This is a genomic window from Kribbella sp. NPDC020701 (genome assembly GCF_055562215.1).
In genome coordinates, this window is record NZ_JBVHFT010000007.1 from 25280 (window position 1) to 51409 (window position 26130).

The 26130-nt window shown below is 67.1% G+C and carries 27 protein-coding genes; 10 read left to right on the top strand and 17 right to left on the bottom strand.

Annotated features, from left to right (window positions below):
• Positions 1-80 precede the first annotated feature (80 nt).
• Together ACZ3HV_RS17885 and ACZ3HV_RS17890 are read left to right on the top strand one after the other, a co-directional pair.
• Positions 81-944, top strand: coding sequence for an alpha/beta fold hydrolase (locus tag ACZ3HV_RS17885; protein WP_465685588.1), 864 nt, complete (start codon positions 81-83; stop codon positions 942-944).
• Between the two features lie 219 nt (positions 945-1163).
• Positions 1164-1466, top strand: a complete 303-nt coding sequence (locus ACZ3HV_RS17890; RefSeq protein ID WP_465685590.1) for a DUF427 domain-containing protein — start codon at positions 1164-1166, stop codon at positions 1464-1466.
• A 161-nt stretch (positions 1467-1627) separates the two neighbouring features.
• Here ACZ3HV_RS17890 and ACZ3HV_RS17895 read toward each other — a convergent pair whose 3' ends face one another.
• Complete coding sequence (locus tag ACZ3HV_RS17895) at positions 1628-2296, bottom strand: sigma-70 family RNA polymerase sigma factor (RefSeq protein WP_465685592.1); 669 nt, start codon at positions 2294-2296, stop codon at positions 1628-1630.
• A gap of 386 nt (positions 2297-2682) precedes the next feature.
• Here ACZ3HV_RS17895 and ACZ3HV_RS17900 point away from each other — a divergent pair, with 386 nt between their 5' ends.
• Positions 2683-3237, top strand: coding sequence for a uracil-DNA glycosylase family protein (locus ACZ3HV_RS17900; RefSeq protein ID WP_465685594.1), 555 nt, complete (start codon positions 2683-2685; stop codon positions 3235-3237).
• Here ACZ3HV_RS17900 and ACZ3HV_RS17905 read toward each other — a convergent pair.
• From ACZ3HV_RS17905 to ACZ3HV_RS17920, 4 genes are all read right to left on the bottom strand, one after another.
• Positions 3200-3529: a hypothetical protein gene (locus ACZ3HV_RS17905; protein WP_465685596.1), complete on the bottom strand. Its 330-nt coding sequence runs from the start codon at positions 3527-3529 to the stop codon at positions 3200-3202. The two genes, ACZ3HV_RS17900 and ACZ3HV_RS17905, sit on opposite strands and share 38 nt — an antisense overlap.
• Positions 3530-3679: 150 nt before the next feature.
• A complete protein-coding gene (gene msrA, locus ACZ3HV_RS17910; RefSeq protein WP_465685598.1) occupies positions 3680-4231 on the bottom strand; it encodes a peptide-methionine (S)-S-oxide reductase MsrA in 552 nt (183 codons plus the stop codon).
• Positions 4228-4719 (bottom strand): peptide-methionine (R)-S-oxide reductase MsrB, encoded by a 492-nt coding sequence (gene msrB, locus ACZ3HV_RS17915; RefSeq protein WP_465685600.1) that lies wholly within the window; start codon positions 4717-4719, stop codon positions 4228-4230. The genes msrA and msrB overlap by 4 nt, the downstream gene beginning before the upstream one ends.
• A 131-nt stretch (positions 4720-4850) precedes the next feature.
• Positions 4851-5105: a hypothetical protein gene (locus tag ACZ3HV_RS17920; RefSeq protein WP_465685602.1), complete on the bottom strand. Its 255-nt coding sequence runs from the start codon at positions 5103-5105 to the stop codon at positions 4851-4853.
• 220 nt (positions 5106-5325) lie between these two features.
• Here ACZ3HV_RS17920 and ACZ3HV_RS17925 point away from each other — a divergent pair, with 220 nt between their 5' ends.
• Positions 5326-6243, top strand: a complete 918-nt coding sequence (locus ACZ3HV_RS17925) for an NADP-dependent oxidoreductase (protein WP_465685604.1) — start codon at positions 5326-5328, stop codon at positions 6241-6243.
• A gap of 100 nt (positions 6244-6343) precedes the next feature.
• On the opposite strand, the gene ACZ3HV_RS17930 is transcribed toward ACZ3HV_RS17925, so the two are convergent.
• The 4 genes from ACZ3HV_RS17930 to ACZ3HV_RS17945 are packed head-to-tail and all read right to left on the bottom strand — an operon-like array spanning position 6344 to position 8137.
• Complete coding sequence (locus ACZ3HV_RS17930) at positions 6344-6727, bottom strand: nuclear transport factor 2 family protein (RefSeq protein ID WP_465685606.1); 384 nt, start codon at positions 6725-6727, stop codon at positions 6344-6346.
• Complete coding sequence (locus ACZ3HV_RS17935; RefSeq protein ID WP_465685608.1) at positions 6727-7149, bottom strand: DUF6510 family protein; 423 nt, start codon at positions 7147-7149, stop codon at positions 6727-6729. The genes ACZ3HV_RS17930 and ACZ3HV_RS17935 overlap by 1 nt, the downstream gene beginning before the upstream one ends.
• On the bottom strand, positions 7038-7634 hold the full coding sequence (locus ACZ3HV_RS17940; RefSeq protein ID WP_465685610.1) for a sulfite oxidase-like oxidoreductase: 597 nt from the start codon (positions 7632-7634) through the stop codon (positions 7038-7040). Before ACZ3HV_RS17940 ends, ACZ3HV_RS17935 begins: the two co-directional genes overlap by 112 nt.
• On the bottom strand, positions 7634-8137 hold the full coding sequence (locus tag ACZ3HV_RS17945; protein WP_465685612.1) for a Dps family protein: 504 nt from the start codon (positions 8135-8137) through the stop codon (positions 7634-7636). The genes ACZ3HV_RS17940 and ACZ3HV_RS17945 overlap by 1 nt, the downstream gene beginning before the upstream one ends.
• 262 nt (positions 8138-8399) lie before the next feature.
• On the opposite strand from ACZ3HV_RS17945, the gene ACZ3HV_RS17950 reads away from it, so the two are divergent.
• From ACZ3HV_RS17950 to ACZ3HV_RS17970, 5 genes are read left to right on the top strand one after another with little or no spacing between them, the layout of a single operon-like run.
• The gene (locus tag ACZ3HV_RS17950) at positions 8400-10514 is read left to right on the top strand and encodes a hydantoinase/oxoprolinase family protein (protein WP_465685614.1); all 2115 of its coding nucleotides are present in this window, start codon (positions 8400-8402) and stop codon (positions 10512-10514) included.
• A 1-nt stretch (position 10515) separates the two neighbouring features.
• Positions 10516-12828, top strand: a complete 2313-nt coding sequence (locus ACZ3HV_RS17955; protein ID WP_465685615.1) for a hydantoinase B/oxoprolinase family protein — start codon at positions 10516-10518, stop codon at positions 12826-12828.
• Positions 12825-14312, top strand: coding sequence for an FAD-dependent monooxygenase (locus ACZ3HV_RS17960; RefSeq protein ID WP_465685617.1), 1488 nt, complete (start codon positions 12825-12827; stop codon positions 14310-14312). The genes ACZ3HV_RS17955 and ACZ3HV_RS17960 overlap by 4 nt, the downstream gene beginning before the upstream one ends.
• Entirely contained in the window at positions 14309-15925 is a 1617-nt protein-coding gene (locus ACZ3HV_RS17965) for a (2,3-dihydroxybenzoyl)adenylate synthase (RefSeq protein WP_465685619.1), read from the top strand. The genes ACZ3HV_RS17960 and ACZ3HV_RS17965 overlap by 4 nt, the downstream gene beginning before the upstream one ends.
• A 10-nt stretch (positions 15926-15935) precedes the next feature.
• The gene (locus ACZ3HV_RS17970; RefSeq protein ID WP_465685621.1) at positions 15936-16643 is read left to right on the top strand and encodes a TetR/AcrR family transcriptional regulator; all 708 of its coding nucleotides are present in this window, start codon (positions 15936-15938) and stop codon (positions 16641-16643) included.
• Here ACZ3HV_RS17970 and ACZ3HV_RS17975 read toward each other — a convergent pair.
• The 7 genes from ACZ3HV_RS17975 to ACZ3HV_RS18005 all read right to left on the bottom strand — a co-directional run bounded on the left by ACZ3HV_RS17975 (position 16630) and on the right by ACZ3HV_RS18005 (position 24490).
• The gene (locus ACZ3HV_RS17975) at positions 16630-17826 is read right to left on the bottom strand and encodes an alpha/beta fold hydrolase (protein WP_465685623.1); all 1197 of its coding nucleotides are present in this window, start codon (positions 17824-17826) and stop codon (positions 16630-16632) included. The two genes, ACZ3HV_RS17970 and ACZ3HV_RS17975, sit on opposite strands and share 14 nt — an antisense overlap.
• Positions 17823-18071 (bottom strand): hypothetical protein, encoded by a 249-nt coding sequence (locus tag ACZ3HV_RS17980; protein ID WP_465685625.1) that lies wholly within the window; start codon positions 18069-18071, stop codon positions 17823-17825. Before ACZ3HV_RS17980 ends, ACZ3HV_RS17975 begins: the two co-directional genes overlap by 4 nt.
• Entirely contained in the window at positions 18068-18709 is a 642-nt protein-coding gene (locus ACZ3HV_RS17985; protein ID WP_465685627.1) for a VOC family protein, read from the bottom strand. Before ACZ3HV_RS17985 ends, ACZ3HV_RS17980 begins: the two co-directional genes overlap by 4 nt.
• A 13-nt stretch (positions 18710-18722) precedes the next feature.
• The gene (locus ACZ3HV_RS17990) at positions 18723-19472 is read right to left on the bottom strand and encodes a maleate cis-trans isomerase family protein (protein WP_465685629.1); all 750 of its coding nucleotides are present in this window, start codon (positions 19470-19472) and stop codon (positions 18723-18725) included.
• A 71-nt stretch (positions 19473-19543) separates the two neighbouring features.
• Positions 19544-22387 (bottom strand): leucine--tRNA ligase, encoded by a 2844-nt coding sequence (locus ACZ3HV_RS17995; RefSeq protein WP_465685631.1) that lies wholly within the window; start codon positions 22385-22387, stop codon positions 19544-19546.
• A gap of 59 nt (positions 22388-22446) precedes the next feature.
• Positions 22447-23898, bottom strand: a complete 1452-nt coding sequence (locus ACZ3HV_RS18000; protein WP_465685633.1) for a dihydrolipoyl dehydrogenase family protein — start codon at positions 23896-23898, stop codon at positions 22447-22449.
• Position 23899: 1 nt separating this feature from the next.
• Positions 23900-24490 carry a hypothetical protein gene (locus ACZ3HV_RS18005; RefSeq protein ID WP_465685635.1) on the bottom strand — a complete coding sequence of 197 codons (591 nt, stop codon included), beginning with the start codon at positions 24488-24490 and terminating at the stop codon, positions 23900-23902.
• Between the two features lie 168 nt (positions 24491-24658).
• Between ACZ3HV_RS18005 and ACZ3HV_RS18010 the strand changes: the two genes are divergently transcribed.
• Entirely contained in the window at positions 24659-25231 is a 573-nt protein-coding gene (locus tag ACZ3HV_RS18010; protein WP_465685637.1) for a TetR/AcrR family transcriptional regulator, read from the top strand.
• A 153-nt stretch (positions 25232-25384) separates the two neighbouring features.
• Here the strand turns inward: ACZ3HV_RS18010 and ACZ3HV_RS18015 are convergent, their stop codons facing one another.
• Entirely contained in the window at positions 25385-26065 is a 681-nt protein-coding gene (locus tag ACZ3HV_RS18015) for a GntR family transcriptional regulator (protein WP_465685639.1), read from the bottom strand.
• Between the last annotated feature and the right edge of the window lie 65 nt (positions 26066-26130).

Here is a 26130-nt window from a genome sequence, read left to right on the forward strand (position 1 = left end):
CCGATCAGGTGATCCCGAACGATGCCGCTGACCAGCGAGCGCTCGATCACGTCCCCCTGTGGAATGAGTGTGGAGTGCCGATGACGAGTTTTCAGACCGTGTCTGCCGGTGGGTTGGAGGTCTTCTACCGCGAAGCGGGGAAGCCGGGAGCGCCGAAACTCCTGCTACTGGGCGGATTCCCCTCCTCGTCCCACCAGTTCCGGACCCTGATGCCCGCACTTGCCGACAGGTTCCACCTCGTCTCGATCGACTACCCCGGCTTCGGGAACACCGAGATGCCAGATCCGGCGGAGTGGGAGTACACCTTCGACCACCTCGCAGAGATCGTCGACGAGGCATTGCTCGCCATCGACTTCACCGGACCGATGGGGCTGTACATGCAGGACTACGGGGGACCGATCGGGAACCGGCTGATCTCGCTTCATCCGGACTGGCTGCAGTGGCAGGTCATCCAGAACTCCACCATCTACGAAGAGGGGTTCACCGAGATCTGGGACGGGATGCGTCACGCCTTCTGGACCGACCGCAACGCTGAGAACGAAGCGCCGCTCGACGCCTTGCTCGAACCGGAAACCGTCAAAGCGATCTACCTCACCGGCCATCCCGATCCGACGAAGATCAGCCCGGACAACTGGAATCTGGATCTGCACTTCCTGGCCCGGCCGAACGCGCGCCGGGCACAACTGGATCTCTTCTTCGACTACCGGACGAACGCCGCGCAGTACCCTGCCTGGCAACGGCGGCTGCGCCGTGACCAGCCCAGAACGCTGATCTTCTGGGGTCAAGGCGACATCTTCTTCACCCCGGCCGGCGGCGAGGCCTACCTGCGCGATCTCCCTGACGCGCAGCTGGTCCGCCTCGACTCCGGACACTTCGCGACCGAGGACTGCCTGCAGGAGATCGTTGACGGCATCAACAGTTTCTACGACGAGATCGTCAAGTAATGTCCAGCCCGCTTCCAGTGAACCGCGATCCGATACGGCTTGCGCGGGCTCGAAGAGGGTTCGACCTGTCCGCGTTCGTCGACGAGATCGAGCGGCATTGCTGGATCTCGGGCTGCCGGCTGCGGTTGACCGCAACGCACCCGACCCTGGTGGCGGCCGGTAAGGCCGATGCCTCGACAGGACACAGAGTCTGCGAACACCTTGACCGGAAGGACGACAGTGCGTGCGACGATCGACGGCGTTCTACTCGCCGACGCAGACAGTGAACACGTCATCTCGATCGAAGGAAGTCGGTATTTTCCTCCGGACTCGCTGACGATCGGTACCTTGCAGGAGAGCGCAACTCCCTATGTCTGCCCTTGGAAGGGGCAGGCTCGCTACTACAGTGTGGAGACGCCGCACCATCAGTACCTCGACGCTGCATGGTGCTACCCGCATCCCAAGCGGTCGGCGATCGAAACGGTCGGACACGACTTCACCGGGTACTTCGCGTTCGACACCGCGCGCGTGATCGTCGGGTAGGCCGCGGCCGCCCGCCCGTACTCGCCGGTCTCGGAGATGACCGTGAACTCCCTTTTGTCCTTGGGGATCAGGGTGTCACGCTCACTGACAACACCGGGAAGTCTTCGGTCAGGTGCCTCCTGACCGGCAGATCTCTCGTCCTGCCCGTCCGCCGACACTGCTCACGCGATCTGCTGCTCCGGCAGGTAGCCGGCGTCGACCAACGCGGCGCGCAGCTTCCGGCGGGCGTCGAACATCACCTTGTAGATAGCATTGCGTGTCGCGCCGAGCTGATCGGCGAGCACATCGGTGGGCATACCGTTCAGCACCAGCTCAACGAAAACCATCCGTTGCTTCGCCGTCAGATTCTCGTCGACGGCGCGACGTACGGCGGTCATCAGGTCCCGGCTCTCGGCATGCGCCTCCGGTTCGATCCCCAGCCGTGCGGGAAGGCGGTCCCAGTCCTCCTCGTCGAACGCGACGCCGGCACGTTGCCAGAAGTGCCGGTTGACCTTGGCCGCCACGTCGAAGATCACGAACTTGTACGCCCAGGTGGTGAACTTGCAATCACCGCGGAACGTCTCGACCTTGCCGCAGATCGCCAGTAGTGCATCCGCGGCGGCCTGGTGGGCGATGTCGTCCAACTCCGGGCCGACGAGCCGCAGCCTCGCCGCCCGTCGGCCGGCCTCCGCTCTCGCGGCGCGCAGGAGAACCTCGTACAAGCGCCGGCTCGCAAGCTCACGCCGATCCCCACAGCTGCTCAGGTCGCGAACCCAGGCACGGTTCTCCCGGGCAACCTCTGCGGAAACCACCCGTACCTGCGACAACGACTCGGAACCTTCGCTCTTCATGGATCTCCGGCGATCAGCGGAACGTAGTGATCAAAGGTCCGGCACGTCGGTGTGTCGAACGGTGGAACAACGACATGGACGATACCGTCCATTCATGACTCCGTCCACTCAGAGCTGAGCGACGCAACTCACGCCGAAACACGACCAATCACTCACAGATCGATCCTGGTGATTGGTCGACAACTGGTCGATCCAGTCCTGTTTGTTGCGGCAGCCGAGGGGTCGGCCGGCGAATCGCAGATCCAGGCCCAGGATCCGGCCGTGCCAAGGGGGTCAGGTCAGCTGACACGAATATGCGTCGGGCGCGACACCCCGACCGGACGGGAGATCCGGATGGACGAACTCACTGCGATACGCCAGGAGATCAGGAACCACGCCTCGAACGCGTGGGCCAGGAACGCGGCTACGAGCCGATCTACTCCGCATCGCCGGGCTCGAGGATCGTTGTCATCGGCCAGGCGCCCGGCAAGCAGGCTCAGGACAGCCAGATCCCGTGGAACGACGCCAGCGGCATCAAACTGCGGCAATGGCTGGGCGTCACCGACGCCCAGTTCTACGCCCCGGACACGATCGCGCTGCTGCCGATGGATTTCTACTATCCGGGCAAGGGCACACACGGCGATCTCCCGCCGCGGCCGGCGTTCGCGTCGCTGTGGCACCCGAGGATCCTGACGCTGATGCCGGCCGTTCGTCTGACCGTCCTCATCGGGAGCTACGCCCAGAAGCACTATCTGGGTGCCAGCGCCAAGAAGAACCTCACCGAGACCGTCCGCACCTATCGAGACTATGCGCCGGACCGGATCCCGCTGGTGCACCCCTCACCCCTGAACTTCCGGTGGCAGGCGAAGAACCCCTGGTTCGAGACGGACGTGATTCCCGCTCTGCAGACACTGGTCGCGGACGCTATTCGTAGCGGCCTTCGAACCTCACGCCATCGCTGAGCCCGGTGAATCCGAGTCCGACGATCCGCCCGTCCTCAACCATCCAGCGAAGCACGTAACAGGCTCGATAGGACGGCGGCCAGAACGAACAGAACCGGCCCTGGCCATCGACGTACCACTCTCCCGAACTGTCGCCGCCTCGTTCGGTATAGGTCGTCCGCCCGTCGATCGCGAAGACCTGAGTCGCACCGTCGGCGTACACCAACCGCCCCGCCGTCACCGCCTTCGGGATATCGGCAGCCGCAACCGCTGCACCGTCATCGGCTTGGATTCCCTGCAACATCTCACTCATCGCGCCCGGGCCTCTCCCGCTCGACTGTGTTCGACTCATTGGTGACCGCCGATCCACCCCTGCTTACCCGCTCGCGAGGATCTCCGCGACACCACGGAACCAGTGAGGGTGTGCCCGTCGCGTCGGCGATGGGCACACCCTCGGGTCGGATCAGGCGGTGGTGGCGCGCCGCGGCAGCACCCAGTCCGGGCGTACGAAGTGGCACGTGTAACCGGCCGGGTACTTGATCAGGTAGTCCTGGTGCTCCGGCTCGGCCTCCCAGAACGGACCCGCAGGCTCGATCGTCGTCACGGCCTTGCCCGGCCACAGGTCCGAGGCGTCGACGTCGGCGATCGTGTCGCGAGCGACCTTCTCCTGCTCCGGTGTGAGCGGAAAGATCGCCGAGCGATAGCTGGTGCCGATGTCGTTGCCCTGACGGTCCACCGTTGACGGGTCGTGGATCTGGAAGAAGAACGCCAGGATGTCGCGGTACGTCGTCTTCGCCGGGTCGAAGACGATCTCGACGGCTTCGGCGTGCCCGGGATGATTACGGTACGTCGCATGGTCGTTCTGCCCGCCCGTGTACCCGACACGCGTCTCGAGTACGCCGGGCTGCCGGCGAATGAGGTCCTCCACACCCCAGAAGCACCCGCCGGCGAGGACGGCTGTCTCGGTGCCCGGCTTGCGGGTGACCTGCCCGGTGTCGTCGATTCCACTGGTCATGATGCATGCTCCTCTGTGCTCGTGATGTCGCTGGACGTGTCCGCCGTCTCGAACAGCGACCGATACTCGCCGTACCCCTGACTCTCCAGTTCCGAGACCGGGATGAAGCGCAGTGCGGCGGAGTTCATGCAGTACCGCTGGCCTCCCGCCGCGGCGGGGCCATCATCGAAAACATGACCGAGGTGGCTGTCGGCTCCAGTGGACCGCACCTCCGTGCGGGTCATCCAGAGCGACCTGTCCCTAACTGTGCGAACTGTGTCCGCCGCGATCGGCCTGGTGAAGCTTGGCCACCCGGTACCGCTGTCGTACTTGTCGGTCGACGAGAACAGCGGCTGGCCGGAGACCACATCCACATAGATCCCGGGCTCGTGGTTGTCCCAGTACTCGTTCCGGAATGCGGGTTCCGTCCCGTCCTTCTGCGTCACGCGGAACTGGCTGTCGGTGAGGCGACTGATCGCCTCCGGAGTCTTGCTGTAGTCGTGTGACACGGTTTCTCCTTTTCTGACGTCGCTGGCTGCGCCGTCACTGGGAACAACATCGCAGGCAGTTGATTTGGTCCCGGGTTCCGCAGAACTCGCTGTGACCGCGATCTCAGTTCAGCCTGGTCAGAATGATCGGGTCACTGGTCGCTGTCATCCCGGTCGCCGCTGTGCTGATCGTGGTCCCGCACAGCGGCTAGCAGCCCGTCAGCATCTTCCGCGCATGCTGCACAGGCGGCAAGGTGCGCCGCCAGTCCGGGATAGTGCTCGGCAGCGCCGACTCCGGCCGCGAGTAGTTCGGCATAGAGGTGCAGAGCAGCCATCGCCTCGTCACACCCGACGTCGTTCGGGTCGGTGGCGAGGAATCGCTCGAGCCCCTCCCTCCACCCGGTCAATGACTTTCACCTCTACCTGTTGATCAGAATCCGTCGGTGCTCTGTACAGATATCCGTTGGTGGTTGGACAGGCACGGATCTTACGGCCCGCATCGAAACAATTTCGCGATCTGCCCAACTCCCATCCCTCGCGTGGTAAGACGTCGAGGGTGTGGCGCCGCGAATGCTTACGAGCCGAAAGTGCCGCGTAGGCAAAAGACCGGATACAAGGAGGTGCCCGATGAGGGCGATCGTGGTGACGGACCAGGCAGCGGGGACGGCAGGGATGACTCTGGGGGAGCGTCCCGAGCCGCCGGCGGCGATCAACGACGTCGTCGTCGAGGTTCATGCCTCGGGCTACGTCCCGACCGAGCTGGAGTGGCCGTCGACCTGGACCGACCGTGCCGACCGGGACCGATCACCGTCGATCCCCGGGCACGAACTGGCCGGAGTGGTCACCGCACTCGGCTATGGCACGACGGGGCTGTCAGTGGGACAGCGCGTGTTCGGCCTCGCCGACTGGCATCGCGACGGAACCCTGGCGGAGTATGTGGCGATCGAGGCACGCAACCTCGCACCACTCCCGGGCGACGTCGACTTCACCGTCGGCGCGAGCCTGCCGATCTCCGGACTGACCGCCTGGCAGGGACTGTTCCAGCACGGCCGCCTGCAATCCGGGCAGACCGTCCTCGCGCACGGTGCAGCCGGCGCGGTCGGCACCATGGTGACGCAACTCGCCCGCGAGGCCGGTGCGTATGTCATCGGCACCGGACGCGCCGCCGACCGGGAGAAGGCGCTCGACTACGGCGCAAACGAGTTCGTCGACCTCGCCAAGGACTCCCTCGAGGACATCGGGCTGGTCGATCTGGTGTTCGATGTCATCGGCGGCGACATCCAGAAGAGGTCCGCGGCCCTGATCAAGACCGGAGGAACGCTGGTCACCGTCGTCGGGCCGCCGGAGTCACGGCCCGCGGACGGCCTGGCGATCGACTTCGTCGTCGAGGCCGATCGCGCCCTGCTGACCGAGGTCGTCCAGCGGGTGCGGGACGGGCGACTGCGGACGAACATCGGTACCGTCGCATCTCTCGACGACGCCGTCACCACCTTCAACTCGACCGAGCGGCTCAAGGGGAAGATCATCATCAGCGTTCGTCCGTAGTACATCTCTCGTCGGTACTGCGATGCCGTCGGGCGGGGGTGCTGCAGAACGGCCGAGGCTGTTCTGCAGCACCCTCGATGCCTGACGCGAGGCGACGGAGTCAGGGAGCGATCTCAAGCTTGGTGATCAGACCGTCGGCGAGGGTGAACCGGTAGATGATGTCGACGACACCGCCGGGGAAGTCACCCTCCAGGTGATTGGTGACGACGTAGTGGGAGTCGTCGAACTTCTCGACGTGGCTGACCTCGACCGTATAGGCGTACTCGCTGGTCTCGGTCTCCCGCCAGCGGTGGATCTCGTCGTGACCGGTGTAGGCGGTGCCGTCGTCGTCGATCACCGTGGCGTCGGTGGCGAAGGCGGCCAGCAGGTCGTGAGCGTTCGCCTTGTGCTGGGGATCGGCCTCGCGCAGGTACTTCGTGATCGCCGGCGGTAAATGCTTCGCCATCTCGGCGGCGGTCGGGTCGGGCGGGTGCTGGATGGTCATCAGGCGCCTTTCAAGGTGAAGGTGGTGCGGTCATGCGCTGTCGGTGGCATTCCGGGCAAGTCGACGCAGTACATCCCATGGCGTTCGGTGAGGATCAGCAGAATCGTGTCGCAGTCCCTGCATCGCGCTACCGTGCCGGGTCCTGACATGTACACCACCATCTCCGCCATGACCCCGGTACGGCCACAACCCGTGCACTTGTAACCCACGTGACCTGCATGATGCCCGGGCCAATCAGGCACGGCGAGAGTGATGCTCTTCACCCGCGGAGTCTCGAAGGTCGTAGAGATCACCGTGCCTGTCTGCCACGTCAGTCGCCGGAGTAGCGCTGCTCTTTCCACGGGTCTCCATGGTTGTGATAGCCGAACATCTCCCAGAAGCCGGGTTGATCGGTGGTGCGCAACTCCAGACCACGGATCCACTTCGCGCTCTTCCAGAAGTACAGGTGCGGTACCAGCAGTCGCGCCGGCCCGCCATGCTCCGGATCAAGCGGGCGCCCGTCGTACTCGTCGACGATCCATGCCTTCCGACCGCTCAGATCCGCCACCGGAATGTTCGTCGTGTAGCCGCCGTCGGAGAACGCCAGTGCATAGGCCGCCTGGGGCGGCACCGCGTCCAGGAAGGCGTCGAGGGACACTCCCGACCAGACCATGTCCAACCTCGTCCACTTCGTCACGCAGTGGATGTCGACGGTGAACGTCTCGCGCGGCAATGCCTGGAATTCGGCCCACGACCACGAGACCGGATGGTCGACTGCTCCACGGACCGTGAAGTCCCACGCGTCCAGGGGTGTGTACGGCGTCGGCCCGGCCGACAACACCGGGAAATCCCGCGTGACGTACTGCCCGGGCGGTACTCGCGAAGAATCCGCAGTACGCCGGCCGACGAACCCTCTGGTGACAGCCATCAGGCCTTCTCACCAAGCTGCATCCGCAACAGCCACTGCTGCTTCTCCAACGCCCCAACCACCCTGACCAGTACGTCCTGCGTCACCAGATCCGCGGCCCCGATCGACTCGAGTCGCGCCCGGATCCGCTCAGCCACCGCCGCCACCCTCCGGCCCAGCTCCCAGACCACCGCATGATCAGCCAGCGACCGGACCTCCACAGGTTCAACCCGCGACCCGGCCGCCACCGCCGAGCTCTGTCCATCGGGTACGAAACCCAACGTCACCGCACGCTCAGCGACAACATCTGCCAGCTCGCGCCACTCCTCCACCAACTCATCAAGGAACAGATGCACGCCATGAGCGGCCGCCCCGACCACGCTCCAGTGCAACTGCTTCCCGACCAGCGACAGATCGATCAGATCCTTCAGCACCACCTGCAACTCCGCACCAACCGCCGCCCGCTCGTTCGGATTCTCCAACGGCGGCAACTGCACCGAATTAGCAACAGCTCCAGTAGACATACCTCCCCAGTGTCATGCCCACGGCCGTACCTTTCCTCCCCACCCAAACCAATCGCTACCAGCCGCACACCGACTCACACCGGTCCCCGGAAGCTGGCCAGCGATCGCAACCTCGTTGTCAACACGCTGAGTGTTACAAGCTGCAGAACCGTTGACGACCGGAGCCGCGCATCGTGAGGCGACGGCAGTGTCGAAGTATTGACACTTGTGTTGAGTGGTCTCTAGCGTGGCTGGTATTACTGCTACGGCCGGAAGGTGAGTCATGACGTACGTCATCGGTATCGACGTCGGTGGGACGTTCACGGATGGAGTGCTCGACGACGGCGCCGGCGTCATCGTGGCGGCCAAGGCGCCGTCGACGCCCGCGGACTACTCGCAGGGGGTGCTGGAGGTGCTCGCCGGGCTGGCCGAACAGCTGGACGCATCGGTCGAGGAGATGCTCGCGGAGACGCACCACATCGCGCACGGCACGACGTCGTCGCTGAACGCTCTGGTGATGGGCAACGTCCCGGACGTCGGGTTCATCACCACTGTCGGGCACCGCGACTCACTGTTCATCATGAACGTCGAGGGCCGCTACCTGGGGTCGGCTCCCGACGAGCTGCAGAACGTGCTGGGCCAGAGCAAACAGCACACGCTGCTCCCCAAGCGCCACGCGGTCGAGGTCGTGGAGCGGATCGACCGCGACGGCACCGTGCTGGTGCCGCTGAACGAGGAATCGGTCCGCTCGGCGGTGCGTGCACTGCTGGCCGACGGCATCCGCTCGATTGCCGTCAGCTTGCTGTGGTCGTTCCGGAATCCCACCCACGAGCAGCGGGTCCGCGAGATCGTCCACGAGCTCGACCCCGGGGCCTTCGTGGCGCTCAGCAGCGAGATCAGTCCACGGATCCGGGAGTTCGCCCGCAACGCCACCACCGTGATGAGCGCCCAGATCGGGCCGGGCCTGGAGGACTACCTGGGCAACCTCGAAGGCCGGCTCCGCGAGTCCGGTCTGGCCGGACCGCTGCTGGTCATGCAGAGCAACGGCGGCGCCATCGCGGCCGCCGAGGCGCCGAGCTACGCGATCAGCACGGTCGGATCGGTTCTCACCGGCGGCGTTGTCGGTGCCGTGTCACTGGGCGAGCAACTCGGTCACCGCAACATCATCTCCACCGACGTCGGAGGTACGACGTTCCTCGTCGGCCTGGTCGTCGACGGCGAGCCGGTCCGGGCGAGTACGACGGTCATCAACCACCATCCGATCAACGTGCCGACCCTGCAGGTGCACGCGATCGGGTCCGGCGGCGGTGCGATCGCGTGGATCGACCAGGGCGGCAACCTGCAGGTCGGACCGCGCAGCGCCCAGTCGGTCCCCGGCCCCGCATGCTACGGCGCCGGTGGCTCCGAACCCACCAACACCGACGCGAACCTCGTCCTCGGCATCCTCCCCGAGAAGGGCCTGCTCGGCGGCCGTAAGGCGCTCGACCTCGACGCCGCCCGGGAGGCGATCCGCAGCCGGATCGCCGAGCCGCTCGGCCTGTCGGTCGAAGACGCCGCGGCCGCGATCTACGCCGTCCAGAACGCCCAGACCGGCGACCTGCTGCGCAAGGCCGTCGTCGAGGCCGGACACGATCCACGGTCCTTCGTTCTCTACGCGTTCGGCGGTGCCGGACCGGCGTACTGCGCGTCGTACGCCCGCGAGGTCGGTGTCGCCGACGTGGTCGTGCCGCTCGGCCCGGTCGCATCGGCGTTCTCGGCGTACGGGCTCGCGTCGTCCGACGTGGTGCTCACCGCGGAACTGTCCGACCCGACGGCGATGCCGCTCGACCCGGTCCGCGCCGAGCGGACCTACGCCACGCTCGAGGCCCAGGTTCGCGACGGCCTGGCCCGGCAGGGGCTGAGCTTCGAGCGGATCGAGATCGTCCGGTCGCTCGACCTGCGGTACACGATGCAACTCGCCGAGGTCGCGGTCGAGGTGCCGGGCGGCGAGCTCGACGACGCCTCGGTCACCGGCATCGCGCACGCCTTCGACCGCCGGTACGCCGAGTTGTACGGCGAGGGCACCGGCTTCGCCGCGGCCGGCGTCCAGGCGATCACGTTCCGGGTGCGGGCGACCGGCGTACTCCCCTTCTCCCCCGCGCTGCCGAAGCTCGCGGACGCCGAGACGACCGACCCCACGGCCGCGCTGCTCGAGCATCGCAAGGTCTGTCTGAACGCCAGTACCGGGTACGTCGACACCCCGATCTACGACTACCGCGCACTCGGCGCCGGCCATCGCATCGAGGGACCGGCCGTGATCGAGGTCTCGACCACCACCGTCGTCGTCCCACCGGGCACCAGGGGTGTCGTCGATCACCTCGGCAACCTCGTGATCAGCACCGACTCGGAAGAGAACTGACATGACCATGGCCATCCCGGGCTCCGAACACTTCGCGAGCCGTCCCGTCGAACCCGAGACGCTGCGCGCCCAGCTGCCGCAGACGCTGAAGGTGCACTCGGTCGGTCAGGACCGGATCGACGCCCTCGACCCACTGACCTACGAGGTGATCCGGCACCGGCTCTGGTCGGTCACCGAGGAGATGGGCGAAGCGCTGCAGCGGATGTCCGGCTCGCCGATCGTCACCGACGCCAACGACTTCGACTTCGCGATCTGCGACGAGCTCGGCCAGGAGGTCCAGGTCGGTCTCTACAACACGATGCTCGTCGGCGCGGTCGACCTCGCCATCTACTGGACCCTCCAGCACCGGGCCGCCAACCCGGGCATCCAGGAGGGCGACATGTTCCTCTGCAACGACCCTTGGGTCGGTGGCGGCCTGCACCAGAACGACGTCATCGTCTTCCAGCCGATCTTCCACGACGGCGAGCTGTTCGCCTGGACCAGCGCGATCTGCCACGAGCCCGACCTCGGCGGGGTCGGCCTCGGCTCGTTCAGCCCGGCCGCACAGGACGTCTTCTCCGAATCGTTGCCGACACCACCGGTCAAGGTGGTCCGCGACTTCCGGTTGCAGGACGACGTCGCCGACCTGTGGGTACGGCGGTCGCGCGTCCCGATGCTGGTCAGCCTCGACCTGCGGGCCAAGATCGGCGCCAACTCGGTCGGCCGCAAACGACTCGCCGAGGTGATCGACCAGTACGGCGCCGACACGGTCAAGGCCGTGATGAAGCGGATGATGTCCGACGCCGAAGGCCGGCTGCGCGGCAAGCTGTCCGGTCTGCCGGACGGCACCTGGCGGGCCACCGGGTACCAGGACCAGTCCCACGAAGGCGACCGCGGCGTCCACAAGATCACCGTCGCGATGACCAAGGCCGGCGACCGGCTCAGCTTCGACTTCACCGGCACCGATCCGCAGGCCGGGATGATCAACTGCACCTACGCGGGCATGCGCGGCGGCGTGATGCTGGCACTGCTGCCGATGCTGGCGCACGACATCCCTTGGTCCGCGGGCGGTCTGATGCGCTGCTTCGACCTGGTCTCGGAGGAGGGCACGATCAACAACGCGTCGTACCCAGCGGCCGTTGGCCGGGGACCGATCGGGCCCGCCTGGCTGACCGGGACGCTGGTGGCCGAGTGCCTTTCGCAGCTGCTGGAACGCGATGCGGATCTCGGCAAGAGCGTGCAAGCTGCGTGTTGCGGCACCTGGGACACCGCCGTCCTGGCCGGGCTCGACGAGCGCGGCCAGGTGCCGATGCCGTTCCTCAACATCATGATGGAGCCGATGGCCGGCGGGTACGGCGCCCGCCCGGACACCGACGGCATGGACACCGGCGGGCTCTTCTGCATCCCGATGGGCCGCGTACCCGATGTCGAGATGACCGAGTTCCTCTATCCGCTGCTCACCTTGTGGCGGCGTGAGGAGCCGGACTCCGGCGGTCCGGGTCGCCGGCGCGGCGGCGTCAGCGCCTCGCTGGCGGTCACGCTGCACGGTTCCAGTCAACCGGCCGGTCTGGTCCTCGCCTCGGCGGGCAAGGCCGTCGCGCAGAACGCCGGTCTCTCCGGTGGCTATCCGGGCAACACGGGCCTGGAGCAACTGGCCCGCAATGCCGATGTCGGGAGCCTGCTGAAGACCGGCCGGATTCCCCAGTCCGTCGGCGAACTGGGCGCCGAGGTCGAGCTCGGTCCGTGCTATGCACAGTCCTATCTCGCGCCCGGCGAGGTGCTCTACATGCACTGGCAGGGCGGCGGTGGGTACGGCGATCCGCTGCTGCGCGAGCCCGAGGCGGTCGCCCGTGATGTGCACGAGGACAAGGTCAGCGCCGCCGCGGCCGAGTCCGTGTACGGCGTCGTCCTCCGCAACGGAACGATCGATGCCCAAGGCACCGAAGCGGCGCGCGCCGCCGTTCGCTCCGTACGCCGGGATCGCTCGACCGGTGGGAGCACCAACGGTCCACGCATCGACCCGGCCGCGGCACAGCGACTCGACGACAACCTCGTCCTGCACGGAACCACCGTGGCCTGCGCGCACTGCGGACAGGGCATCGCCGACACGACCACGGACACGACGCTTGCCCTGGCCCGGTACGACGGGCCGTCGTACGAGGCGGGACCGCAGGTCACGTCCGACCCGACCGAGTACGTCGACGCCGAGGTCGTCTTCCGGCAACTCTGCTGCCCGGGGTGCTGGACCGCGATCTACTCCGCGATCGTGCCGGCCACACATCCGGATCACGTCGGTGACGTCTCCCGTTTCACGCCCGTGGGGAGTCCGTCTTGAGGCTGCGGACCGTTGCGGTGCTCGGCGGCGGGCCGGGCGGTCTCTACACCGCCCGCCTGCTCAGACTCCGGATGCCGGACTGCGACGTCCGGCTGATCGAGCAGATCGAACCTCGCCACACCTTCGGCTTCGGCGTCGGTCTGGCCACCCGCACCCAACGGAACCTGCAGGCCGCCGATGCCGAGTCCTTCGATGGCATCCTGTCGATCGCGCACTCGCACGAGATGTCGATGGTGGTCGACGGCCACGCGGTCACCCTCGCCTCGGACGACCTGATCGCCGTCAGCCGCAGCCAACTGCTCGACGTACTGCGAGAGCATGCGGCGGCCGCCGGCGTACGTCTCGAGTACGGCGACCGCGGGTGTGCGACCGACCTGGCCGGAGAGGTCGACCTCGTGATCGCGGCCGACGGTGTCAGTAGCGCCACTCGTGAGGAGCTCCCGGTCGTCGGCAGCTCCGTGACGACCGCGGACGCGCTCTACCTCTGGGCCGGCACGGATGTCGCCCTGCCCACGGCACTCTTCGCGCCGGCAACCACCGAGCACGGCACTTTCGTCGCACACGCCTACCCCTACGCCGCGGACCGCAGCACGTTCCTGGTCGAGACCGACGAGGAGACCTGGCGTCGTGCGGGGTTCGACGTGACCACCGAGCAGACGCCGTACGACGGTGACGACCAGGCGGCCCTGGACTATCTCTCCGACGCGTTCGCCGACCATCTGCACGGTCATCGGTTGATCGGCAACCGGACCAGGTGGATGCGGTTTCGGACGGTCAGCTGCGAACGGTGGCACGATCGGAACGTGGTCCTTCTGGGCGACGCCGTACACACCGCGCACTACTCCATCGGCTCCGGCACGAAGCTGGCGATGGAGGACGGCATCGCGCTCGTCGACGCGCTCGACGCCGCTCCCGACCTCGAGATCGCGCTGACCGAGTACGAGATCGCACGGCGACCCGCGGTCGAGCACCTGCAGTCGACCGCGCTGCGCAGCATGCGGTGGTGGGACTCCTTCGCCGCCCGGCTGGAGCTACCGGTCGAAAGACTGTGGGTCGCCTACATGACCCGGGCCGGCAAGGTCAGCCTGGACCGGTTCGCTGTCACCGCACCGGAGGTTGTCGGTCGCGCGGTCGCTCACTACGCCGGGCGCGCGGACATACCTGCTGACGGCCTCGTCGACTGGGTGTTCCGGCACCAATCTCCTGGCGTCGGAGAGCTTCCCGAGGTGTTCGTCGACATCGACGATCCGTGGGGCCCCGCAGCAGACACGCTGATCAAGGACATCGACGCTACGGCCGTCCTGCTGACGAGTGACGACGATCGGGAGTCCGTACTGACGATGCTCGACGTCGCCGAACGGATTCGGCAGGAGACCGCGGCCCGGGTCGAGGTCCTGGTGCCCCGCGCGGAGCGTGAGCTCGGTGCGGCGGCCCTGGTCAGTGGCCGGGCCGACGCTGTCCGGCTCCGGAACGAGGCCGGATGAGCACCGCTGTCGAGGACTTCCCGGCGCAGGACCCGGCGTACCGCACGGCCGGGCTGTGGGACGCGCTCACCATCCCCGGCCAGCTCGCCAGAGTCGTTGCCCAGAACAACGATCGCGTCGCGGTCGTTGCCGCCGAGGGCTCGATCACGTACGGCGAACTCGACGTGCGGACCGACCGGATCGCGGCCGGGCTGCTGCGGATCGGGTTGCGTCCGGGGGATCGCGTGCTGCTCCAACTCACCAACCGGCTGGAGTCGGTGGTTGCCTGGTATGCCTTGCTCAAGGCCGCCCTGGTCCCGGTCGCAACGCTGGCTCCGCATCGCGAGCACGAGATCGGCGCGATCAGCCGGCAGTGCGAGGCCCGGGCGCATCTGGTCGAGGCCGGCCTGCCGTTCGACCTCGTTGCCTTCGGCGCAAGAATGGCTCTCGAGCATCTGTTGACGATCGGTGAGCCCGCGGCGGCCGGCGTACCGCTGGAGTCACTCGGTGCCGACCTCGACCCGGCCGAAGCTCGCGCGCTGGTCGCGACCGCGCAGGCCGGCGTCGGTCCGGACGAGCTGGCTGTGCTGCAGCTGTCCGGCGGCACGACCGGCACGCCGAAGCTGATTCCCCGGCAGCATGCGGAGTACTGGTACAACGCGGCGGCGTACGCCGAACGGCTCGGGTGGACCGACGAGACGCGGATCGCGCACCTGATTCCGATCGTGCACAACGCCGGGGTCACCTGCGCCGTGCACGCCGCGGCCAGCGTCGGCGCCACGCTCGTACTCGGAACGGCCGACCCGGTGCAGTGGGTGCCGCTGATCGCGCGGACCGCGGCCGACGCCGTGCTGATCGGGCACGGTCACTTCAGCGCCCTCGCCGGTGTCCTCGACGCGCTGCCTTCACTCCGGCAGGTGGTCCTTTCGGGCGCCAAGGTGCCGGATGCGTTGTTCGACGACCTCGAACGCCGCGGGATCTGGTCGGGGCAGCTGTTCGGCATGGGCGAAGGGCTGTTCTGCATCAGCAACCTGGACGATCCACGAGAAGCGCGGCTCCGTACGGTCGGCACCACGCTGAGCCCGCTCGACGAGATCAAGCTGCTGGAGCCGGGCAGCGAACGCGAGGTCGCGGACGGTGCGACCGGCGAGCTGTGCTGCCGTGGTCCCTACACGATCCGCGGGTACTACCGCGCGCCCGAGCACAACCGGACAGCGTTCACCTCCGACGGCTTCTACCGGACCGGCGATCTGGCGCGCTGGGGCATGTACGGCGGCCGCGCGTACCTGCATATCGAAGGCCGGATCAAGGACGTCATCAATCGTGGCGGCGAGAAGATCAGCGCCGACGAGGTGGAGCGGTTGTTGCTGGCCCATCCGGCGATCTCCCAGGCCGCGGTCGTGGCGATGCCCGATCCCCGGCTCGGTGAGCGGGCGTGCGCGTTCGTGGTCGCGGAGCAGGCGATCGACGTACCCGGCGTCCAGGAGCATCTGGCCGCCCTCGGGGTCGCCAAGTTCAAGTGGCCGGAGCGCGTGGTCCGGGTCGCCGAGCTGCCGCGGACGAACGTCGGCAAGATCGACAAGGCCGGCCTCCGGCGGCTCGTCACCGGGGGCGACGGCGCCGCCGCCGGTTAGGGTCGGAGCCATGACGTCGGATCCCGCGCCCCGGAACCCGCGGAGCACCACCCGCCGCGACCTGGTCGAAGCGCAGATCATCGCCGAGGCGACCCGGCTGTTCGCCGAGCGCGGCTTCGCGGGGACCAGCCTCAAGGACATCGCCGAGGCCACCGGGCTGACCCGGCCGGCGCTCTACCACTACGTGCGCAGCAAGGAGGACATCCTCGCCAAGCTCGTCACCGAGCTGGCCGAGCTGCCCGCCCAGGCACTGCGCGCGGTCAACGCCGAGAAGAAGCTCAGCGCGTCCGAGCGGCTGCGCCGGATGGCTCGCGCCGTCGCGCTGCTGCAGGCCACCGGCCCGGCGAAGTTCCAGCTGCTGATCCGGTCCGAGGCCGACCTGCCGCCGGACCTGGTCAAGCGGTACACCGAGAGCCGGCGGAAGGTACTGCGCGAGTTCGTCGGAGTGATCGAGGCCGGGACCAGTTCCGGCGCGTTCCGCGCGGTCGATGCCCGGATCGCCGCACTCTCGATCATCGGCCAGTGCAACTGGGTCGCCTGGTGGCACCACGACGGCACACCGGAGGAGAACGAGCGGGTCGCCGACGAGATCGCCGACCTGGCCGTCGCGTCGGTGCTGGCCGCCGGCGACGACGCGGTTGACGGCGATCCGCGCCGGCGGTCGCTGGCCCGGCTGCGCCGCGAACTGGACTATCTCGAGCAGGTCATCGACGACTGATCCACTCGTCGATCACGTGCGCGGCGAGCTCGGTCCCGGTCGGCGCACCGTTGGCGATCGGACCGCCGAAATGGGTGCCCGGCACGGAGGCCACCGTGACGTCGTCCGCGCCGAGCGCGGCCCGGAACCGCGCGATGTCCGCGGGGAACGAGGCCTGGTCGCCGGTCAGCTCCAGCAGCAGCGACGGCACGGTGACTCCCGGGGCGCAGCGCGCGAAGTCGGCGTTCGTGGTGTTGGCCGACCAGGTCGACAGCCACGCCTCGGCGGTCGCGAGCCGGCCGAAGCCGACCAGACCGTAGTTCGTCAGGTCGGGCCTGCGCCCGAAGAGCGAGCCGTACGGCCGCTCGTTCGGATCCAGGGACAGGTCGACGTTGCGCAGATCGGCGTCGGTCCGGTACGTCGTCAGCACCCGTGGCGCGATCGCCCGCCGCCGGTCGTCATGCTTCTTCGCGGCACGTGACTCGGCCACCCACTCCCGCGCGCGGGCATCGATGCGCGCGATCCGGGTGGCCTGCGCCTCGCGGTACCCCGCTACGAACGCCGCGTCGTACGTCGTCGACTCGGGTGCTTCCACGAAACCATTGGCGGCTGCGAACGGATCCAGGTCGGGGTCGACGGACAGCGGATCGGACTCGTCGGCGACCGACGGATCGATGACGCGGAGGAGCAACGCACCTTGTCCCGGGTGCGGTGCCATGAAGATGCACCCGTCGGGCAACGGCATCTCGGTGTCGGCCAGCGGCACCGGCCGTCCGGCCGGAGTCGTCGTCAGCCGCTCGGCCGCGCCGGCCTGCTGGCAGTAGAACGCCGCGAGCGTGGCACCACCGGAGTGGCCGAGGCAGACCACCTGGTCGAAGCCGAGGTCGCGGAGCCTGACGTGACCGGCGGCGAAGTCGACAATCGCCTGCTCGTGCAGCAGATTGAGGTCGTTGTTGGGTGAACGCGATCCCTGGGTCCAGACGGCGTACCCGTCGCGAAGGAGGTACGGGACCGACGCGTGGTGGGTGACGTCCTGACGGGGATGCATCAGTGTGACGACCGTACGCGCGCCAGCGGGCACCCGCAGTACGCCGGTCACCGTCGCACCGTCGCTGGTGGTGAGCCGGTGGACCGTGGTCTCCACATCCTCGGGCTCGTCGAGCAGGTCGGTATGGCGCCCGGCGCCGAGTCGGCTGACGGTCATCGGGCCTCGACGCGCAGCGCGTCCTTGTCCCATTGGGTGATCCGGCACCCGGCCAGGCCGGCGACACACGAGTACCAGACCGCGTGCCGGCATCCGGTCGCCCGGCGATCGACAACGATCGGGTCGTCCGACTCCAGGGCGACGTACGGACCGATGCGCAAGCTCTTGACGGTCTCCTGTTCCGCTGCGACCTCGTGGACGCGGGTGTTCTCGGGCACGTCGAGGACGAACAGCCGATGGGTCATGGCGCCACCGGGCCGGTTTCCTGCCAGCGTTCGGCGCGCTCGACGATGAGTTCGGCCTTGCGGAGCAGGAGATCGTCCATGCTGTGGCCCGGGTTCTGCACGATGTCGACCAGGGCGTCGATGGTGAGGTTCGCGTCGAGGTCCTCCTGCGGCGTCACCGGGCGGAGCGCGCGGGTGATCTCGACCATGTAGCCGTTCGGGTCGTGGGTGTAGATCGACTCGATCGTCTCGTGCTGGATCTGCATCTCCACCGGCCACTCCGACGCATCGAGCCGGCGCCGGTACTCCATCAGGTGTTCGTCGGAGTCGACGTGCAGGGCCAGGTGCCGCGAGCGGACGAAGTACTCGGGCGTGTCCGCGTCGAAGCGGGCGTAGACGTCGCCCTTGCCCACCGAGCGGTCCGGCGCGGCCAGACCGAAGTAGTAGAAGAAGGCGATCCGGTCGTCGTTGCCGATGTCGAAGAAGAAGTGGATGAAGTCCGGGTGGTCCTCAGGCCCCCAGCCCGCCGCACAGATCGAGTGCACCACCGGGAAGCCCAGGACGTCGCGGTAGAACCGTACGGTCCCGGCTGGGTCGAACGTCGGGAACGCCGCGTGGTCGACCCCACGGACGAGGTGACTGTCGTCCAGCGATGTCATCGAGTCTCCTTGTCTAGTTGATCAGTGCGGCGGTGTCGCGCCGGAGCAGTGAACCCGCTCCGGTGATGGTCAGCGGCAGGTCGAGAGCCTTGAGGATGCTGTAGGCGCCGGCCGTCGCGGCCGAGATCACCGGTACGCCGAACTCGCGCTCGGCGTCGTCGATCAACGGCAACGACGGCATCTGCACGCAGGCGGACAGCACGAGCGCGTCGGCGTTCGAGAGATCCAGCGAACGCGCCGCGGCCATCACCTCCGTACCGGGGATGCACCCGACCGCGTGGTTGTCCTCGACCTCCAGCGCCCGCCAGTCGACGATCTCGAACCCCTCGGCCTCCAAGTACGTGACGACCTGCTCCGCCAGCGGACGCAGGTACGGCGTGACCAGAGCCACCCGGCGCGCCGGGATCGCGTGCAGCGCCTCGACCAGCGCACCCGCACTCGACCGGACCTTCGCCTCGGACCCACCCGTCGCCAGCTGCTCCGCGACCAGACCCTCCACGCGCTGGTGCTCCCCTGGCCCGCCCGCCATCAGCGCGACCAGGCAGGCGTACAGAATCACGTCCGGCCGCGCATCTCCCAGCTCCAGCACGCACCGTTCTCGCTGTGCGTTCATCGCTGCCAGCTGCGCGGCCGACACCTTGGCCATCCGCATCCGGCTCGCGTGGAACGAGAACCCCGGCCCCAGCAAGGCAGGCATCTCCGTCTCCACCGTCACGTTGGAACTGGGCACGACCAATCCGACCCGCAAGGCTGAATGCTTCACATCTTCAGTCTTCGACGCCAACGACGAAAAGTCAACACATGCGTCAGCATTCTGGCGGAGCTGCATCTACCTCAGGATTTCGTCACCACGTTGACGATGCGGTCGGGGACGATGACGAGGCGCAGGACCGGCTGTCCTTCGAGGTGGTGCAGGTAGTCGGCGTTGCCGGCGAGGATGCGTTCGATGTCCTGCTGCGTGGCGTCTGCCGGGACCTCGACGGTGAAGCGGGTCTTTCCGTTGACCTGGACGGGAAGTGTGACGGCCCTGTCAGCAGCCAGGTCCTCGTCGGCCTCGGGGAAGTCCGCGTACGTCAGCGAGGTCTCGTGGCCCAGCCGCATCCACAGCTCCTCGGCGACGTGTGGCGCGAGCGGCGCGATCATGAGCACCAGTGGCTCGGCCAAGGTCCTGGGTAGCGCGCCGTCCCTGCCCACGATCCGGGCGGCGTGATTGGTCAGCTCCATCAGGCGGGCGATGGCGGTGTTGAACCGCAACGCACCAAGATCCTTGCGCACGATCGTGATCGTGCGCTGCAGGCGCCCGAGGGTGTCCTCGTCCAGCTCCTGGTCGCTGACGCGGGTTTCGCCGGTCGCTTCGTCGACGATGCTGCGCCACAGACGCTGGAGGAACCGGTGCACACCGATGATGTCGTCAGTTTGCCATGGCCGGTCGGTGTCCAGCGGGCCCATGGCCATCTCGTACAACCGCAGTGTGTCGGCGCCGTACCTGGCATACATGTCATCTGGGCTGACGCTGTTCTTGAGGCTCTTGCCCATCTTGCCGGCCCGCCGAGTGACCGGTTCGCCGTTGTAGACGCAGGCGCCGTCATCCGCCTGAACCACCTCGGCCGCCGGAACGTACATACCGCGCTCGTCGGTGAAAGCATCGGCCAGGATGTAGCCCTGGTTGTACAGCCGCCGGAACGGCTCCTTGGTCGAGACATGGCCGAGGTCGTAGAGGACCTTGTGCCAGAACCGGGCATACAACAGGTGCAGTACGGCGTGCTCGACTCCGCCGACGTAGAGGTCCACGCCACCATCGCCCGGCTGGGATGCGTCCGGTGGGACCATCCAGTAGCGCTCGATCTCCGGGTCGACGAACATCTGGTCGTTGGCCGGGTCCAGATAGCGCAAGTAGTACCAGCAGGACCCAGCCCACTGCGGCATCGTGTTCAGCTCGCGCCGATACCGCTTCGGACCGTCTCCAAGGTCGAGTTCGACGGTTCCCCACTCCCCTGCGTTGGCCAACGGCGGGACCGGATCGCCGGTCTCGTCCTCCTGTGGCGCAGGCCGGAAGTCCGTCATCTCTGGAAGCTCGACGGGCAAGGCCGCTTCAGGGAGCGCAACAGGCAGACCGGTCTCGTCGTACACGATGGGGAAGGGCTCGCCCCAGTAGCGCTGGCGGGAGAACAACCAGTCGCGCAACCGGTAGGAACGTTGCCGGCGCCCACATCGCGTGTCCTCGAGCCAGCTGATGGCGGCTGAGATCTCCTCTTCCTGGGAGAGGCCGCCGAACCACGAGACCGGTGGTCCGGGTACGGCGTGCACCTCCAACGCAAACTCATGAGCGAAGTCGAGGTCGCGCTGGTCGTGGGCAGGCACCGCCATGATCGCGCCGGTCCCGTAGCCCATCACCACGTAATCGGCCAGAAAGACCGGGATCTGTGCTTCGGTCGCCGGGTTGATCACGTAGCTGCCGGTAAAGACGCCGGTCTTGTCGTACGCCGCGGCCGTGCGCTGCCGGTCAGTGAGCCGCCCGGCCATTTCCTGGTATGCGGCGACAGCATCCCGCGGTGCCCAGTCGGTCGCGGCGCGGCCGCGTCCCGCTGGATATCGCCATGCTGATGGGATGTCGTCCGACCAGGACTCCGCGACCAGCTTGTTCACCAGCGGATGCTCCGGCGCGAGCACGACATAGGTGGCACCTGGCAAGGTGTCCGGGCGGGTGGTGAACACCTCGATCGACAGGTCCGGGTGGCCGACAACTCTGAGATCGATGCGAGCGCCGTCGCTGGCTCCGATCCAGTTGCGCTGCAGTTGCTTGATCGACTCCGGCCAGTCCACCAGGTTCAAGTCGTCTATCAGCCGCTCTGCCAAGGCCGTGATCCGCAGCATCCACTGGCGCAGCGGTCGCCGGTAGACCGGGAAGTTGCCTACGTCGCTGCGACCGTCGGCAGTGATCTCCTCGTTGGCGAGCACCGTGCCCAAGCCAGGGCACCAATTGACGAGTTCCTCCGAGACATAAGCCAGCCGGAAACTGTCGATCAGCTCTCGCCGTTCGCGCTCCGCCAGTTCGCTCCACGCTCGTCCATCGGGCGTCGGGCGCTGACCGGAGACGAACTCGGCGATGAGTTCCCCGATCGGGCGGGCGTGCCCCGTCCGCTGATCAACCCAGCTGTTGAAGAGCTGCACGAAGATCCATTGGGTCCAACGGTAGTAAGAAGGGTCGGTGGTTGCGATCGACCGGCGGGTGTCGTGGCCCAATCCGAGACGCCGCAACTGGCGGCGCATGTTGTCGATGTTGTCCTGCGTCGTCACCCGGGGATGCTGACCGGTGTCGATCGCGTATTGCTCGGCAGGCAGCCCGAACGCGTCATATCCGAAGGTGTGCATGACATGGCCGCCGGTCATCCGCAGGAATCGGGCGACCACGTCTGTTCCGATGTAGCCGAGTGGGTGACCCACATGCAGGCCCGCACCGCTCGGATACGGGAACATGTCGAGGACGTAGAACTTCCGGCGCCCGGCCATCCGCTCGAAACCGCTGGCGAACGGACCGGACGGGTTGGGTGAGTCGAAGGTGCCGTCCGTTGCCCACCGGTCCTGCCACCGCAGCTCGATCTCGTTCGCACGACGTGCGTCGTAGCGGAACGGCACCTGCCCGTCAGCAGGCGCCTCGCCGGGCTCGGTCTCGCTCATCTGATCCCCATCGCTCACACGGCCCTGAAAGGCAGCATGCCTTTTTCCAACGGCTTGGTCTATCGGTCGCGGCCGTCGGTTTCGAGGAGGCGGAGCCAGAGTTCGCTGATGGTTGGGTAGGCGGGGACGGCGTGCCAGAGGCGATCCAGCGGGACCTCGCCGGTGATGGCGATGGTGGCTGCGTGGAGGAGTTCGGCGACGTCGGGTCCGACGGCGGTGAAGCCGATCAGGGTGTTGCGGTCGTCGTCGATGACCATCCGGGCCTGTCCGCGGTAGTGGTCGGCGTGCAGTGCGGCGCCGGCGACCGCTCCGAGGTCGTGGTCGACGATCCGGATCCTCTTGCCGGCCGCCGATGCGGCTTCGGCGGACAGACCTACAGCCGCTACTTCGGGATCGGTGAAGATCACCTGGGTGATGGCGCGTTCGTCGGCGGTGACCGCATGGCGTCCCCACGGACTCAGGTCGAGCTTCTCGCCGTGCGCTCGTGCGGCGATCGCGTCTCCCAAAGCGCGAGCTTGGTACTTGCCGTGATGAGTGAGTACGGCGCGCTTGTTCACGTCGCCCGCGGCATACAGCCAGCCACCGTCAACAGGCTTGCCCGCGTCGTCGACAACAGCGAGCGTGTCGTCGACATGCAGCCAGTCTCCGGGCGTGAGATCGAGGTGATCCAGGCCGAGGTTCTTGGTGTTCGGTGTACGTCCGGTCGCGACGAGAACTTCGTCAGCATCGACGGCTGTGCCGTCGGAGAGCGTGAGGTGCACCGTGCCGGAGTCATCGCGGCGGGCCTCGGTGGCGTCGACGTCGAGGTGAATCGACACCCCCGCCGTTCGGAGAGCAGCGGTCACCTGGTCACCGGCGAACGGCTCCACACCGGGCAGCAGCCGGCTCTGGGATATGAGGGTCACCTGCGAGCCGAGGGCGCTGAACGCGGTGGCCATCTCGGACCCGACGACCCCGCCACCGATGATGGCCAACCGATTCGGGATGACCTGGACGGCGGCGGCCTCTCTGCTTGTCCACGGCGCCACGTCCGCGAGTCCTCGAATGGGTGGCAGGTGGGCGCTGCTACCGGCGGCGATCACTACCGCATGGCGTGCTTGCACCGCCGTGGTCGTGCCGCCGGTATGGGCGATGCTGACGCTACGGGTGCCGGTAATGCGTCCGTGTCCACGGATCAGGGTGATCCCTGCGTGGTTCAGCCATTCGACCTGGCCGGAATCGTTCCAGCCGGAGGCGAATCGGTCACGCCGGGCCAGCACCAAGGCTGGGTCCACGTCGCTGGTGACGGTTTGGCCGGCGGCCGGCAGTGCGCGAGCGGCGCGAACCGCGGCGGCGTCGCGGAGCAGGGCTTTGGTCGGCATGCAGGCCCAGTACGAGCATTCCCCGCCGACGAGCTCGCGTTCCACGATCGCTGCGGTCAGGCCGCCCCGCACCACCCGGTCGGCAACATTCTCACCGACCGGTCCGGCTCCGATGATCACCACGTCGAAGTACTGGCTTGTACTCGTCATGTCATTTCGCCTTCGCCGCAAGGCGGTGCAGACGGATCGCGGAGATCAGGAAGAAGACTCCGCCCAGGATCGCGTAGCCGGCGACCGTGGTGAGTGAAGCGTTCGGCCCGCCCGCCATCACGATGAAACTGCTGCCGGCGAGGACGGAGATGCCACCGCTGAGGATCATCGCCCACTGGCCACCGAGCCGGTAGCGCAGGATCGCGACGATCAACTGGACGATGCCCGCGGTGATCGCCCAGACGCCCCACACCCGCAGCACACTCGGGATGCCGGAGGCGGCCGCGACGGCCAATCCGATGGCAGTGAGCAGACTCAGGCCCATAGTGAGGTAGAGCGGTGCTTTCGGGCGTGTGGCACCCGAGGAGCGGAAGTCGATCACGGCCGCGGCGAGGTCGAACAGCGGGTAGATGACCAGCAGGGCGACAGTTCCGGGGTTGATGGTCTTGGCGATCGCCATCATCAGGATCGCCCAGATGATGGCGAATCCGAAGCGGACGTAGTACAGGGTTCGGAGCGCCTTGGTGCTGCTGGTGGCATCAGCCACGGTGCCGGTGCGGCCGGCGTCGACGGCCTTGAATGCGCTGGACATCGGATCCCTCTCTCGGTGGGTGAAGCTGGTGGATCGTCCCGCCGTCAGCGGCATAGATAGAACGATCGGTACACAGGAGGAGCTTGCAGCAGCGTGTCTGTCGTTGTCAAGACCGATCGTTCTATCTGCTACGCTCGCTACAGCACCTCAGAGATCGGAAGGGAACGGATGTCGGAAGCACGGGCTCGACTGCTCGACACGGCCACTGGGCTCTTCTACGGCGAAGGCATCCACGCCGTGGGTGTCGACCGCGTCATCGCCAAGGCACAGGTAACGCGCGCCACGCTCTACAGGCACTTTCCGAGCAAGGACGACCTCATCGTCGCCTACCTGACGCAAGCCGACGAGGCACTCCGTGCGCAGGTGAGCGCCGCGCGGACTCCAGGCGCCGGCTCCGACGACGTCATTCGAAGCATCGGCCGGTCGATCGCCGACGACATCCAGAGCGCCGGCTTCCGAGGCTGCGCGTTCCTGAACGCCGCCGCCGAGTACCCTGACCCGGACCATCCGGTCCACCAGGCAGTTCTCAAGCACCGGCAGTGGTTTCTGACAACCCTGACCGAGCTCTTCTCCGGCATCGGGAAGATCGATCCAGAACCGGCCGCCCGGCACTTCGTGATGCTGCGAGACGGCGCGATGGCCGCCGGCTGCCTGACCGATCCGAAACCCATCTGCGAGACCTTCCTGCGAGGAGTCGAAGGTCTCCTCAAATACCGCAGTCGTCAGGAACCGGCCTTCTGATCTGGAGGGGTCCGTGCTCCGATGATGGTTGTGCGGAGGACGCGTGCCGCGCTGCGCACGGCGCCGGTTCCACACGGAATTCGCAAGGCACTACCGCCCGGTGGACCTGTCTTCAAGGTGCGTTGAACCGGGGCTTAGGGCAGCGGTTGGGGGTCAGCGTTCTGGGAGGTTCAGGCGCTTCAGGCGTTCGTAGGCGCCGAGGATGTGCTTGTCGATTCCGTCCTGGGCTGCCTGCGGATCACCCAGGGCCAAGGCGTCTCGTAGCTCCTTGTGCTCGCTGTAACCGACGTCGAGGAAGTCGGGGAAGCTCGCGTTGCGGGCCCGCAGGAAGACCGTCACCTGACCACGGATGGACTCCCAGACCCGCTGCACCCGGGCGTGATCGCAATAGGTGTAGATGATGTCGTGGAACTGGAGGTCCAGCCGTACGGCGTCCTCCGGATCGATCTTGGTGTCGACGCTCTTCATCTGCTCCAGGACCGCATCCATCTCGGCGAATCCCGCACCCTGCATCCGGGTGCACGCCCGGCCGGCGGCCAGTCTCTCGATGGCGCCGCGGAGGGTGTGCACTTCCTCGACATCCGTCTTCGTCAGGGTGCTGACGAACGCCCCGCGGTGCCGCCTGATCTCGACGTGGCCCTCTTCCTCGAGCCGGGTGAGCGCTTCTCGGATCGGCCCACGGCTGACCTTGAGCGTCTTGGCCAACTCGGTCTCCTTGAGATGCTGGCCCGGCTGGAACTTGGCATCAGTGATCATCTCCCGCAGCACGTCAGTGACCAGATCACCAAGACCGCGCTGCGACGGCAGTGGGGACACGACGTCGTCGGGGATCATGCCGACCACCTCCTCGAAGCAGTTACCGCCAGTATCCGAAAGCAGGACGACTCTAACCCCTCTCG